The 12,052-nt window shown below is 62.2% G+C and carries 14 protein-coding genes; 9 read left to right on the forward strand and 5 right to left on the reverse strand.

Going from position 1 to position 12,052, the window contains the following annotated elements; all coding sequences use genetic code 11:
- Positions 1 to 131: 131 nt before the first annotated feature.
- The 6 genes from IPK17_RS39500 (at position 132) to IPK17_RS39525 (ending at position 3,701) form a co-directional block, all read left to right on the forward strand.
- Entirely contained in the window at positions 132 to 959 is an 828-nt protein-coding gene (locus IPK17_RS39500) for a VWA domain-containing protein (protein ID WP_343423258.1), read from the forward strand.
- 170 nt (positions 960 to 1,129) lie between these two features.
- Positions 1,130 to 1,714, forward strand: coding sequence for a hypothetical protein (locus tag IPK17_RS39505; protein ID WP_343423259.1), 585 nt, complete (start codon positions 1,130 to 1,132; stop codon positions 1,712 to 1,714).
- A gap of 125 nt (positions 1,715 to 1,839) precedes the next feature.
- Positions 1,840 to 2,223 (forward strand): hypothetical protein, encoded by a 384-nt coding sequence (locus tag IPK17_RS39510; RefSeq protein WP_343423260.1) that lies wholly within the window; start codon positions 1,840 to 1,842, stop codon positions 2,221 to 2,223.
- Positions 2,150 to 2,302: a hypothetical protein gene (locus IPK17_RS39515; protein ID WP_343423261.1), complete on the forward strand. Its 153-nt coding sequence runs from the start codon at positions 2,150 to 2,152 to the stop codon at positions 2,300 to 2,302. Before IPK17_RS39510 ends, IPK17_RS39515 begins: the two co-directional genes overlap by 74 nt.
- Positions 2,303 to 2,359: 57 nt before the next feature.
- The gene (locus tag IPK17_RS39520) at positions 2,360 to 3,100 is read left to right on the forward strand and encodes a hypothetical protein (RefSeq protein WP_343423262.1); all 741 of its coding nucleotides are present in this window, start codon (positions 2,360 to 2,362) and stop codon (positions 3,098 to 3,100) included.
- Positions 3,042 to 3,701 carry a hypothetical protein gene (locus IPK17_RS39525; RefSeq protein WP_343423263.1) on the forward strand — a complete coding sequence of 220 codons (660 nt, stop codon included), beginning with the start codon at positions 3,042 to 3,044 and terminating at the stop codon, positions 3,699 to 3,701. Before IPK17_RS39520 ends, IPK17_RS39525 begins: the two co-directional genes overlap by 59 nt.
- On the opposite strand, the gene IPK17_RS40945 is transcribed toward IPK17_RS39525, so the two are convergent.
- The 4 genes from IPK17_RS40945 to IPK17_RS39540 form a co-directional block, all read right to left on the reverse strand.
- On the reverse strand, positions 3,691 to 4,119 hold the full coding sequence (locus IPK17_RS40945; protein ID WP_350341693.1) for a cytochrome c3 family protein: 429 nt from the start codon (positions 4,117 to 4,119) through the stop codon (positions 3,691 to 3,693). The two genes, IPK17_RS39525 and IPK17_RS40945, sit on opposite strands and share 11 nt — an antisense overlap.
- Positions 4,016 to 4,582 carry a hypothetical protein gene (locus IPK17_RS39530; protein ID WP_343423264.1) on the reverse strand — a complete coding sequence of 189 codons (567 nt, stop codon included), beginning with the start codon at positions 4,580 to 4,582 and terminating at the stop codon, positions 4,016 to 4,018. The genes IPK17_RS40945 and IPK17_RS39530 overlap by 104 nt, the downstream gene beginning before the upstream one ends.
- Positions 4,583 to 5,155: 573 nt before the next feature.
- The gene (locus tag IPK17_RS39535) at positions 5,156 to 6,124 is read right to left on the reverse strand and encodes a hypothetical protein (protein ID WP_343423265.1); all 969 of its coding nucleotides are present in this window, start codon (positions 6,122 to 6,124) and stop codon (positions 5,156 to 5,158) included.
- 52 nt (positions 6,125 to 6,176) lie between these two features.
- Entirely contained in the window at positions 6,177 to 6,746 is a 570-nt protein-coding gene (locus IPK17_RS39540) for an RNA polymerase sigma factor (protein ID WP_343423266.1), read from the reverse strand.
- Between the two features lie 134 nt (positions 6,747 to 6,880).
- On the opposite strand from IPK17_RS39540, the gene IPK17_RS39545 reads away from it, so the two are divergent.
- Together IPK17_RS39545 and IPK17_RS39550 are read left to right on the forward strand one after the other, a co-directional pair.
- Positions 6,881 to 8,002 carry a hypothetical protein gene (locus IPK17_RS39545; protein WP_343423267.1) on the forward strand — a complete coding sequence of 374 codons (1,122 nt, stop codon included), beginning with the start codon at positions 6,881 to 6,883 and terminating at the stop codon, positions 8,000 to 8,002.
- Complete coding sequence (locus IPK17_RS39550; RefSeq protein ID WP_343423268.1) at positions 7,984 to 8,763, forward strand: endonuclease/exonuclease/phosphatase family protein; 780 nt, start codon at positions 7,984 to 7,986, stop codon at positions 8,761 to 8,763. The genes IPK17_RS39545 and IPK17_RS39550 overlap by 19 nt, the downstream gene beginning before the upstream one ends.
- A 186-nt stretch (positions 8,764 to 8,949) precedes the next feature.
- Here the strand turns inward: IPK17_RS39550 and IPK17_RS39555 are convergent, their stop codons facing one another.
- Positions 8,950 to 9,423 (reverse strand): DinB family protein, encoded by a 474-nt coding sequence (locus IPK17_RS39555; RefSeq protein ID WP_343423269.1) that lies wholly within the window; start codon positions 9,421 to 9,423, stop codon positions 8,950 to 8,952.
- Positions 9,424 to 10,101: 678 nt separating this feature from the next.
- Here IPK17_RS39555 and IPK17_RS39560 point away from each other — a divergent pair.
- A complete protein-coding gene (locus IPK17_RS39560) occupies positions 10,102 to 11,643 on the forward strand; it encodes a xylulokinase (RefSeq protein WP_343423270.1) in 1,542 nt (513 codons plus the stop codon).
- The last annotated feature ends 409 nt before the right edge of the window (positions 11,644 to 12,052 follow it).

The raw sequence follows: 12,052 nt of genomic DNA on the forward strand, positions 1-12,052 counted from the left end.
TTGTATCTAATATTTTTCACTGATGAAAGCGTAACCTGCAACAAACCCCAAATTCCACGTATTGTAAAATGGAGTGAGCACACTACCCTTTGATTTGCGTTGTTCAGAAATTCAGAAAAGGGCGCACAGCGATGGCGTATCAAGCAGAGATCAGCCGCAGCAACCCGAGCATGTTCCTCTTCCTGCTCGACCAATCCGGCTCGATGGCGGATAAGTTCGGCGGCGGCGGTGGCAAGAAAGACCAGAAGGTCGCGGATGCGATCAACAACCTCCTGTACAACCTGACGATCAAGTGCGCGAAGTCGGAAGGCGTGCGCGACTACTACCATGTGGGCGTATTGGGCTACGGCGCGAAAGTCGGTTCGCTCCTCAGCGGGTCGCTGGCGGAGAAAGATTTCGCCCGATCAGCGCGATTGCCGACGCCCCGCAGCGCATCGAGGAGCGCGTCAAGAAGGTGGATGACGGCGCGGGCGGCATCATCGACCAGAAGGTGCGCTTCCCATCTGGTTCAGCCCGATTTCAACGGCGGCACGCCGATGGTGCAGGCGCTCAAAGAGGCGCAGCGCATCGTCGGGAGTTGGCTCGGCGAACATCCGATTCGTTCCGCCCATCGTCATCAATGTCACCGACGGCAGGTCATCGGATGGCAGCCCGCTCGCGGCAGCGTCGGCCTTGCGCGAACTGAAAAGTTCGGACGGCAGCGTGCTGCTGTTCAACGTGCATCTGTCCTCAGTCGGCGGCCTGCCCATCGAATTCCCGCACAGCGATCTCGAACTGCCGGATCAGTACGCCAAGCAGTTGTTCCAAATGTCGAGCGAACTACCCGAGCACATCCGCACCGCGGCGCGCCGAAGGCTACTCGGTCGCCGACAATTCGGCGCGGGTTCGTGTTCAACGCGGATATCGTCTCGGTGATCCGCTTCCTCGATATTGGCACGCGCCCGAGCAATCTGCGTTAGCCATGCACATTCGCTATTCGGCCTTCTGGTTACCGAAGCAGGGCAGCCGGGAAGAGGTATGAAGACGCCTTTCCCCACCCTGCCTCACCGAGGATTCCCCTGCCGAATTTCTATGCGCGGTCGCCGATGGCGCGACTGAAACGTCGTTTTCGGGCTTATGGGCGCAGCTTTTGGTTGACGCCTATGTCGGCAAGGGGCTGCGGCGGCTCGATGCAACCAGCGTGGGGCAGCTCGCCGATCAATGGCACGCGGCGATTGCTGAGAAAACACGTGCCAAGCCGCTGCCGTGGTACGCGGAAGAGAAGCTCAAATCGGGCGCGTACTCGTCGCTGCTCGGCTGCAGATTCGCGCCAATGGCCGCTGGAGCGCCGTCAGCATCTGGCGATAGCTGCCTGTTCTACATCCGCCCGCGCCGCTGGCTCTACGGCTTCCCGTATGCCCACGCCGAGCAGTTCAACAATCACCCGGCGCTGCTCTCCACGCACGCCGACGCTTTCGGAACGGTCAAGGCGACGCTCAAGCGCGGCACGTGGGCGGATGGCGATCTCTTCCTGCTCATGACCGACGCGCTCGCCCATTTCTTCATCGCGCATCCGGCCTTTCGCAAGCGGCTCACCGACCCGGAACTCGATCAGGCCGGGTTCGCGCGCTTGATCGAAGCGGTACGCGCCGAAAAACTCTGTCGCAATGACGATGTGACCCTGGTCAGAATTTGCCCGAGCGCCGGAGCAGCAGACCGTGGCGGCTTGGCCTAACTAAACGAATACGCCGAAGCGCTGCAAAATCCGCGGGCGGCCTTTAAGGACGCGGATCTCGTCAAGACGCAGGTGAGCACCAACAAGCTCGGCCTCCCGCGCCCATCTCCGGCAACTTCGCCACCGTGTTCGAAGTGACGGGCGGCGGTCAGCGCTGGGCGGTGCGCTGCTTCCTGCGCGAAGTGACGACTCAGCAGCAGCGCTATGCGGCGATCTCCGCGCATTTACAACAGAACCCGCTCGCGTGCATCGTGCCCTTCGTCTACCTCGAAGAAGGTATCCGCGTGCGCGGGAAGTGGTATCCCATCCTCAAAATGCAGTGGGCAACTGAGACCCGCCTCGACACCTACATCGAAGATCATCTCGACGAACCGGCGACGCTGGCGCGGCTGGCGGAACAGTGGTTTGATCTGTGCGGGGTGCTGCGGCGGGCGCATGGTGCACGGCGACTTCCAGCATGGCAACATCGTCGTCGGCGCGGGCGAAGCGATCAAGCTGCTCGACTATGACGGCATGCTCGTCCCCGGTGCGATTGAATTGCCCTCCGGCGAAATCGGCCATCGCCACTACCAGCACCCGTCGCGCTAATCCAATCGCGGCCTGACCGCCAGCAATTACCAGAACGTCGACAACTTCTCCGCGCATGTGATCGGGCTGTCGCTGCAAGCCCTCGCCAGCGATCCGTCGCTGTGGCGCAAAACGGGCGCAGGCGAAGAAAACCTGCTCTTCCGCGATACCGATTACCAGTCACCGGAAAACTCCACGACGCTCCACGTCCTGCGCGACCATGTCGATCCGCGCGTGCGCCAGATCGGGCAGCGCATGGGACAGCTTGCGCATACCACGTCGTATCTCGACGTGCCGCCGCTCGAGCCCGTCGTCGTGACGCCGTGGACGACGCGCGTCAGTTCACGGTTGAAAACCGCGCTCACCCCGCCGCCCACGCCCGATGTCGTCGTGCCGCTCACGCCGCTGAGCGCCCCGACCAAACCGTCGGCATGGTGGTCGGATCACCTCGAACGCCCGGTCGTGGACTTCGACTCGCTGCAGGTCGACGCCGAAGTCCAGCGTATTCGCGCCGAATTCGAACGGTCGGTGCTGCGTTACTTTCCGATGCTGTTTCGCGATTACACCGCCATGCGCCTCATGCAGAGCTACCCAATTTCGACGTGGTGCGCGACAAATCGACGCTGGAACAGCGTGAAAGGCGCTCAACGATCAACTGCTTCTGGCAAAAGCGCGTTGTACGCGCACACAGGACAGCCTCGCCGAGGCGCGCCGCCAGCACGCCGACGAGTGCGCCGCGCTCAGCTTCGCTGTCGAGCAGATGACCAACGCCATTCAATCGACCTATCCACAGGAAGAGGCCGAGGTCAAAGCCTTTGAGCGGCGTTTGGGGCTGGTAGAGGACCAGCTCACGCGCCAACCTATCGACGCCGAGCAGATCACCGGGTTCACCCGCGCGCATGTCGAACTGCTGGCGCAGGTCGGCGTACTGACGGCGGCGGATGTGCGCCCCGCCAACGAAGCGCAAGCCAAGTACATGCTGAGCGGCTTCCGCAAAGCCGCTCCCGATCACGACTGGGAACAGCTCGTGCGCTGGCGCGTAGCACTGGAACGCGCGCTGCTCTCTGCCTCCGGTGAGTCGCCCGCGTGGGCGAGCGCCGATCAAGTGCGGCGTTACTATGCCGATCAACGGTCGTCAATGACCCGCGTCCGCGCCGATCGGGTGGCGCAGCCAGAGGCGGTGCAGACTGAGAGCGCCCACCTGCGTCAGATCGCGCAGTTGACCAGCGAACTCCAGTTCATCGACGGCGACATCAACGCGCTCATAGGCAAGCTGACCGCCCTTCGCGCGGATCTCAAACGCTACGAGCACATCACTTGCAATCTCCTCAAGGGTTTGAAGTACGTTGAATCAGCAAAAACCCAGCTCGGCAAAGGCAATCTGACCCCACCCCGGCCCCGCGTCCAATTCAGGAAGTAGCCGGCACCCCCCCTCCCCGCGCTTGCGGGGAGAGGGTGGGGGGTGGGGGGGGGGGGGGGGGGCGCTCTGGCTTGCCGACGATATACCCGTCGACGTGGCAGTCCACGCACAACCCCGGCGAGCGGTTGCGGTAAGTGGGCGTGTTGGGCGCGCCGATATCGTGCACCCCATGACAATCCGTGCAGACCAGATCGTCCCCCTCCCCGGTCGGCGTGAGGCTGTGCACGGCGTGCGTATGTTCATTGAAGATATCCGCATGACAGCTTCCGCAAATCTGCGTGACGCGGGCGCGCGGCTCATTCGGCGACTGAACATCATGCCCACCGTGGCAGTCGGCGCATGTCACGGTTCTCGACGTGCCCATCCGCGAGCAGTTCGCCATGCGCGCTCGTGAGCATGCGCTCGTACTGCACCTCATGGCAATCCTGACACACGGCGTAGCGTTCCTCACGGAACTCACGCAGATTGCGCACGGTGAACGAGCGATGCGGATAACGCCAGTTCGGGTGGCAGTCCGCGCAGGCGAGCGCGGCCATCGTGTTCGCCTCGCCGTGCACCGAATTGATGATCACGTTCACATCCAGCGTAACATCGAGCGTTTCGCCGCTGGCCAACACCCACACTTGATTCGCCTGGCGGTGGCACAGCAAGCAGTAGGAATCGGCGGCGGTGGCGTAAGCCGCGGTCGCAGCGGGTTCCGCGGTGCTATCCGGGGAGGCCTCGCGGGCGGCGAGCGTCGCGAGGATTGAGGCATAGGGGGGTAAAGGTGTGGGCGTTGCGTCTTGGGCGAGCGCTGGGAACGCGCTGCTGCTCAACAGCGCCAAGCCGCCCGCCAATAAGCAAATGCCGAGAATCAGCAGGTATGGGGTTCTACGGATCATTGTGGTGTGTCCTATGGGTGCTACCATGTACGCGAGCAATCACCCCTGTTCCAATGCGCCGGGCAGTATAGCATGCTCTAACCATTGACGACGCGTGCGGGACAAAACTACCGTAAGTCGAAAACACATAGGGACGAGCAGCAGGATCTCACCTTACCCCTAAAGCAACTCGCCGGGGGAGAGGGGAGGAACGGTGCGTCGTCTGTCACCCCTCCCGTGAATTCGGTTGACGGAGGCACAGATTTAACAATCGAGGGAATTGTAGGGACGCCCAACGGGGCGTCCGCAAATGATTCACGATTCTCAACGGATCAGAAAGAGTAATTCGAGTTCGCCCCTCACTCCCTGCCCTCTCCCACGCAAGCGGGGAGAGGGCAGAAAAGAGGCTTTTGCTGGCTCCCCTCCCCGAATTCGGGGAGGGGTCGGGGGTGGGGTGGGCCGTTTGCTTTGCGGACAAGCCCAACGGGGCGTCCGCCGAATGAGAGGCGCAACGGACGCGCAGTTGCGCGTCCCTATGAAGCGTTTTGCTGGCTCGCCTCTCCTCGTTTCGGAAACGGGGCAGGGGCGACTCAGCTACTCGACGTTGAACGTATATGCCCAGTCGCCCGGCACGATGTCGTTGGTTGAGGTGTTGTGCAGGTCATGCACGGTGAGCGTCCACGCCCCAGCCTGCGTGTCGAGATCCGCGGGCAGCGTGAAGGCGCGGCACGCGGCGGTCGGTTCGGCGAAACCTTCGACGTTGGCGGTCTGGTGATCGAGTACCAGCGCGTCGTTGACCGTCAGCGACACGGTCGCCGCCCACGCCAGCCATTCGCCGCTGGCAAAACGCGTCGGGTCATAGCACACGTCAATGCGGGTGAGCGACGGCGCGATCACCGCCTGCCGCGCTTCGATGGCGAGATCGCCCGCTGTGACGGTCTGCCCGATAGCGACCGTCCGCCCCGGATTGAACGGCAGTGTGAAGCTGAACTCTGTGCCGCCCGACATGAGCATCGCGTTCGGGTTCTCCGCGCGCAGGTCGGCGGTCGTGTAGGCCACATCGAGGCGGAGACTCAGCGCTAATTCGGCGGGCGCATCCGTGATCGGCGAGGCGTCAAAGCTCATGATGCCGCTCACCGTCGAATTCGCCACATCGCGCGCCTGCTGGCCGCTGCTCGTCAGCCACCTAAACGAGCGCCCGCTGCTGTCCGTCAGCAGGGGGTTGATGAACAGGTCGATTTCACCCTCGGCGGGCTGGGCGGCAGCGCTAAACGCCACAGTGATGCGGTTGGCGTCGGCATACGCATAATCCAGTGTCACCGCGACACTCGGGTCGCCCTCAGTGGGCGGACTGATTGTCTGGGTCTGATCCACCTGAATAACGCGGTTCTCCATCTGCACGGCTTGGATGCCGGGGTCGGGCTGGATGACGCTCTGGTAGAGCGCGTAGGCGGCGGTCGTGGTCATCAGTACGAGCGCGACCACGAGCAGTGGACGCTTCGTCACTGGGCGACGCGGTGCGCTGGCGGGCAGTTGTTGGCGGATATTCGTGCGCAAATCCATAGTTGCGGGTATCTCCTGTTCGGATCGTCGTGTTAGAACGTGTTTCAGGCGCTCATCGTCCATCTTGATTTGTCCTATACTCCGGAGTGAGGCGGTCGCGTAACTGGCGTTTCGCGGCGTGGAGGCGCGATTTCACGGTGCCGATGGGAATGGCGAGGTGGGCGGCCATCTCGTTTTCGCTGAGTTCAAGGTAGTAGCGCAGCACGATCACCGCGCGGCGTTCCGGCGTGAGATCGGCGAGTGCCGCCCAGATCGCCGCCTCGGTCTGCGCCGCTTCGACGGTCTGTTCCAGCGACACCGCGCTGATCCCTGCGCTCAGATCGAGATCGTCGTCCTCATCAGTATCCAGCGCGGTATAGTGCTGTCCGCGCCGCGCCGTCTGGATCGCGCCGTTGACGACGATCCGCATGAACCACGGCGCGAACGGTCGGCCAAGTTGAAAACTCTGAATCGCGCGATAGGCGCTGAGAAACGCATCCTGCACCACATCCTGAGCCAGCGCAGCGTCCTGCGTGATCAGAAATGCGGTGCGCAGGGCGCGCACCTGATACCGGGCTACAAGGGCGTCTAAACCACCAATGTCGCCGAACTTGAGGCGAAGGATCGCTTGCAGGTCATTCATACGCCCTCCCGACCAGTGAGTACTCACACTCTATATAGTGGCGCGGCAGGCAAAACGTTCGCGTTCGTGCATAAGTTCCCCGCACCGATGTACAATCGGCGCGTCTTTGCGGCTCACCTTTAGGAAAAAACTTGATGCGAAAAAATCTATGGTTGCTGATCTTAGTGGCTCTGAGCATCCTCATGGGGGTGCAGGTCGTGCGCGTGTTCGTCAACACACTGGTCTACGCCTTTGGCGAACGCTTCGGGCAGACGCTCGCCGCCGTCCCCGCGTTGTTCGTCTTTCTGTCGCCGTTCCTCGTGCTGCTGCTCGCCCGGTTGACCAGCCCGCGCAAGCTACTGCTCGTCGGCGTAGGTGGCCTCGCCATCGTCCGCCTGATCATGCAGATCTCGCGGGATATCAACGCCAACATGATTTTCGCGGGTCTCGCTATCGTCCTCGCGCTGATCGGGCTCGTCGCGGCGCAGCATTGGCTCAGTTCGACCGACGCCGCGCGCCGCAAAGTCTTCGCGCAGGGCATCGTACTCGGCTTGATCCTCGAAATCGCTGTGCATGGCGCGTTCCTCACGTGGGATTACGTGTGGCAGCCGGGCATCGTCCCGCTGATCACCGCGCTCGTCGTCAGCGGTTTGGCATTGGTCGCGCTGTGGCAGCTCCGCGGTGAAGCGCACCCGGATCAAGAACCGTCGTTCGGCGCAGTGCGCCCGTTGATCGCGCTCGGCGCATTCTTTATGTTGGAACTGCTGTTCCTGCAAAACATGGCCTTCGTGACTTCCTCCGGCTTGGCCTCGCTGGAAGTCGGCCTCGTCGTCGTGCTGATCGGGAACGCGCTCGGCCTGTGGATGCTCGACTGGTTCCCGGCGCAGTCCGTCATCGTCCGCGTGATCGGCGTACTGATCCTCACGGTTGCGGCGGCGCTGCTGCCCATCATGAGCGGTTTGCTCGTCGTCGTACTGGTGATCGTCGGACAGGGGATCGCCCTCGGCCTGCTCCCGTCCATGCTCGGCGGGCTGACCAACACCGCGCCGCGCGCTGGCATCAGCCGCACGACGACCGCCGTCAGCCTCGGCAGCCTACTCTTCGCCCTGCTGACCATCCTCTATTACATCAGCGGCTTGATCACGCTGCCGTTCACTTATACGCTGCTGCCGCCCGTCGCCGGGATCGCCATGCTGCTGGCCGCGTTTACTCCGGCTGTCCCCTCGACCAGCAAATCCCCAACTGGCGCTTGCTCGCCGTGCCCGCCGCCCTGTTGATCGTGCCGCTGGCGCTCTATGTGACGCGCCCGACGCTGCCGACCTCGACCGAGAACACCGACAGCTTCCGCATGGTCAATTACAACATCCATCAGGGGATCAGCTACTGGGGGTGGGTCGATTTGGAAGCGGTGGCACAGGTGATCGAAGCGCAGAACCCGTCGCTCGTCAACCTGCAGGAGATCAGCCGCGGCTGGCTGATCGCCGGGAGCGTCGACAATGCCGAATGGCTGTCGCGCCGCCTGAATATGCCGTTCGTCTATGCGCCGGGGCACGACTACCAGTTCGGCAACATGATCCTGTCCCGCCTGCCGATCGTCGACTGGTCGTGGGAGCGTCTGCCGCTCAAGGGGATGTGCCCCCTCGGTCGCGCTTTGATCCGCGCGACGCTCGATCTCGGCGAGGGGCGCACACTCAACGTGATCAACACGCACCTGTCCGCCTATGCGACCACTGAATCGCGCATCCCGCAGGTCGAAGCGCTGCTCGCCAACTGGAACAACGCCCCCTACACGCTGATCAGCGGCGATATGAACGCGCATCCTGAAGACGCCGACACGGCCATGTTCGCGGCGGCGGGCTTGACCAGCGCGCAGGATGTCGCGGGCGATCCGACGGCCCTCACCTTCAGCTCTGCCGATCCGTATGAGCGCATCGACTACATCTACGCCACAGCCGAACTCAGCTTTGCCGATTTTGTCATCCCGCAGACCCAAGCGTCCGATCACCTGCCGCTGGCGGTCACAGTGATCACGCGGTAGACCTCACCCCGTTTCGCTGCGCGCAACTCCCCCTCTCCTCTTTTCGGAGAGGGGGAGGAGTTGAAGTCAGCAACACAATGGAGGGGAGGAATCGCTCCCTAACGACAACGCATTTCGTACAGTCATCCTGAAACTAGTCTTCCCCTCAAGTCTCCGATTGGAAAGGGGACGGGGTGGGGTCGATCTTTACCACAACCCCATGACCTGACGCAGAATGCCAAATTCACCAATGTGATAGGCATTGTGATCCGCGACGAGGAGGATTTCGCGCAAAATCGTGTGCCCATCTTCGCCATGGGGGATCGGCGCGGACAGGTCGGTTTGCGGGTCGCGCACCATCGTCACCAGCGCCGCCCGATCCGCCAGAAACTGCTCGATTGTCTGCAACCAGCCGCCCGCTTCGGTAATCGCATCCGGCGCGGGCCAGTAATCACGCGGCCACGCGATCGCCTTGTACTGCGGGTTGCGGATGTAGTCGAGGATGTCCCACTGGGCGATGCGCAAATGCTCCAGCAGGTGCCAGAACGTGTACTCGACGCCCGGCGGTTTGGCGTTAATGTGCTCCAGCGGGAAGCCTTTGACGGCATCTTCCAGCGACATGTGCGCCTGTCGCACCGTCAGCAGGTTGACCAACTGCGCGCGAACGTGTTCATCAGACATACTTGTGTGCTCCAGTTGACCATCAATTCGAGATGTTATAGACGGCTCAGGGATTATTCGCAACTTACCTAGCTGCCGTCGTACTTGTCTCGGAATAATTGGTCAAGCGGATCATACTTCGGGATACGCCCAGCACTGTTCACCCGAAAGCCGCGAAACTTAGGTTTCCACGCGGTCGCACCTAGGGAATGGGGATCTTCTTGCTTCGCCTTTGTTTCAACTGCTTCTTGCGCACTTGCTGAAATGCTGCGACATCGCACATCATCAGTCAGGCTAACAGTAAATCAATGACCTTTGCGACGCCAAATGCTAACAGAACCAAGAGAAGATCGCGCAACCGATTTCGGCGTACGACGGCAGCGCTACTCCCCAGTTTGCGACAGAGGGAGACGGGAGAGTCAGGTAGAATTGGTTTCCCACAGAAACGTGCCAAAAACACAAACACGAAGGCCAGAACGGCACAGACAAAGTACTTGTGAATTGTAGGATGGTACGATTCGACATGTTTGGATCCACTGAAGTGTATGATGACCACTGATCTTGATTTTATAGTGAATGCGCTGTATTAGCTCAGCTTACTATCTCAATTGAGTCCCGTCCTAGCATTCTGATGTTACACGCCGTATTCGGCTCTTTCGCTATACTCCACCATCACACTGACCATCCGGGGGAAATCCAATGCGCGACCTGCTGCTGGGCATTGATGTCGGCACGACCGCCGCCAAAGCGGTCCTGTTCACGCTGGATGGTCGTTTGCAGGCCATTGGTCAAGCCGATTACCCGCTGGCGACGCCGTTCCTCAACGCCGCGGAACAATCACCGGAGGATTGGTGGCAGGCCGTGTGCCGCGCCATCCGGCAGGCGCTGACCGCCGTCCCCGACGCCGCCGACCGCATGATCGGCCTCGCGATCAGTTCGCAAGCGCCCACGCTGCTGCCGCTGGATCGAAACGGTCAGCCGCTGCGCCCTGCGCTGATCTGGATGGATCGCCGCGCTGACGCGCAGGTCGAGCAGCTCAAGCAAGCGCTCGGCGCGGAGACGATATTCGCGGTGACGGGCAACCGCGCGGACAGCTTCTTCCTCGCCGCCAAATTCCGCTGGTTCCAGCAGCACGAAGCCCATTTGCTTGCACGGACGCATCAGTTCCTACAGGTGAACGGCTACATCGCCTACCGCCTGACGGGCGTCTCCAGTCTCGATCCGGCGCACGCCGCGCTGATGGGTCTGCAAGACCGCGCGACAGGCATCTGGTCGCGGGATCTACTGGCGCTGTGCGGCCTCGACCCGGCGCAGTTCCCGCCGATCTCGGCGGGGCATCAGATCATCGGGGAAGTCACGGCGACCGCCGCACTTGCAACCGGACTGCGCCCCGGCACATGGGTCATGACCGGATCGATTGACGGGACGGCGGCGGCGCTCGAAGCAGGCGCAATTGCGCCGGGCACGGCGGCGGAGATGACGGGCACCTCGACGGTGCTGCTCATGCCGAACGCTCAAGGCATCACCGATCCGGCGCTGATTTCGATTCCGCACGTCGTCCCCGGTCAACACCTGCTGATCGGCGCGGCCGTCGCCAGCGGCGCAGCGCTCAAGTGGTTTCGCGATACGTTGGGGTCGGAAGAAGTGGCCGCAGCCTCACGTCCGGATCGGGACGTCTTCGATCTACTGACAGAACAGGCTGAAGTGGTCGCGCCGGGGAGCGGCGGCGTGGTCTTCCTGCCCTATCTGCTCGGCGAACGGTCGCCGTTGTGGCTGACCGAAGCGCGCGGTGTGTTCTTCGGCCTGACGCTGGCCACGCCCCGCGCCGCGCTCATCCGCGCGATCCTTGAAGGCACGAGCTTCGCCCTGCGCCACAACGTCGAGACGGCGCGTGCAGCCGGTGCAGAACTACATGAACTGCGTTCGGTGGGCGGTGGGGCGAAAAGTGCGCTGTGGTGTCAGATCAAAGCGGATGTGCTCGGCGTCCCGGTCGCGCTGCCACAGGCCGCAGGGGGCGCGCCCTTCGGCGCTGCGCTGCTCGTCGCGCTCGGCGCAGGGCTGATCCCCGATCTCGCCTCAATGGTACGCGACACCGTGCGCATTGAACGCGTTTTCGAACCGAACATACAGCGTCACGCCCGCTACAGCGACATTTACGCCCTGTACCGCGACCTGTCGCAGCATCTGCGCGCCGATTTCATCCGCGCCGCGGCGGTATTCGGGACTGAACCTCACCCCTAAATCCCCTCTCCCAAGGGCGAGGGGACTTAAGAGCTTTGCCTGTCTCCCCTCTCCGCTCGGAGAGGGGCCGGGGGTGAGGTCGGAAACAGCGGACGCGCAGAAGCGCGTCCCTACGAGAACACATTTTGGTTTGCGAACGCTGCAGCCTCCCCTCTCCGCTCGGAGAGGGGCTGGGGGTGCTGACAGGGGTAGGTTTTCAATTGTAGGGACGAGGCATGCCTCGTCCTCGTGTGCCAACACGGCCGTAACCCGATTTGCTAAAGCGAACTTTTGCGTTCACGGAACACAGGCTTTTTGTCCAATCCAGAGGAAAACAGGACGAGGCATGCCTCGTCCCTACAGGGGTTTTGGCGAAAGAACTCCGCGTTCCAGTGGGAAACATTAAAAACCTACCCCTGACAGGGCTGGG

It is taken from the genome of Candidatus Flexifilum breve, from assembly GCF_016713355.1.

What these genes read in the sequence shown, in the direction of transcription:
- IPK17_RS39500 (WP_343423258.1), top strand. Translation starts at nt 132, where the DNA reads ATGGCGTATCAAGCAGAGATCAGCCGCAGCAACCCGAGCATGTTCCTC.
- IPK17_RS39515 (WP_343423261.1), top strand. Translation starts at nt 2,150, where the DNA reads ATGGTGCACGGCGACTTCCAGCATGGCAACATCGTCGTCGGCGCGGGC.
- IPK17_RS39525 (WP_343423263.1), top strand. Translation starts at nt 3,042, where the DNA reads ATGACCAACGCCATTCAATCGACCTATCCACAGGAAGAGGCCGAGGTC.
- IPK17_RS40945 (WP_350341693.1), bottom strand. Translation starts at nt 4,119, where the DNA reads ATGAGGTGCAGTACGAGCGCATGCTCACGAGCGCGCATGGCGAACTGC.
- IPK17_RS39530 (WP_343423264.1), bottom strand. Translation starts at nt 4,582, where the DNA reads ATGATCCGTAGAACCCCATACCTGCTGATTCTCGGCATTTGCTTATTG.
- IPK17_RS39535 (WP_343423265.1), bottom strand. Translation starts at nt 6,124, where the DNA reads ATGGATTTGCGCACGAATATCCGCCAACAACTGCCCGCCAGCGCACCG.
- IPK17_RS39540 (WP_343423266.1), bottom strand. Translation starts at nt 6,746, where the DNA reads ATGAATGACCTGCAAGCGATCCTTCGCCTCAAGTTCGGCGACATTGGT.
- IPK17_RS39545 (WP_343423267.1), top strand. Translation starts at nt 6,881, where the DNA reads ATGCGAAAAAATCTATGGTTGCTGATCTTAGTGGCTCTGAGCATCCTC.
- IPK17_RS39555 (WP_343423269.1), bottom strand. Translation starts at nt 9,423, where the DNA reads ATGTCTGATGAACACGTTCGCGCGCAGTTGGTCAACCTGCTGACGGTG.
- IPK17_RS39560 (WP_343423270.1), top strand. Translation starts at nt 10,102, where the DNA reads ATGCGCGACCTGCTGCTGGGCATTGATGTCGGCACGACCGCCGCCAAA.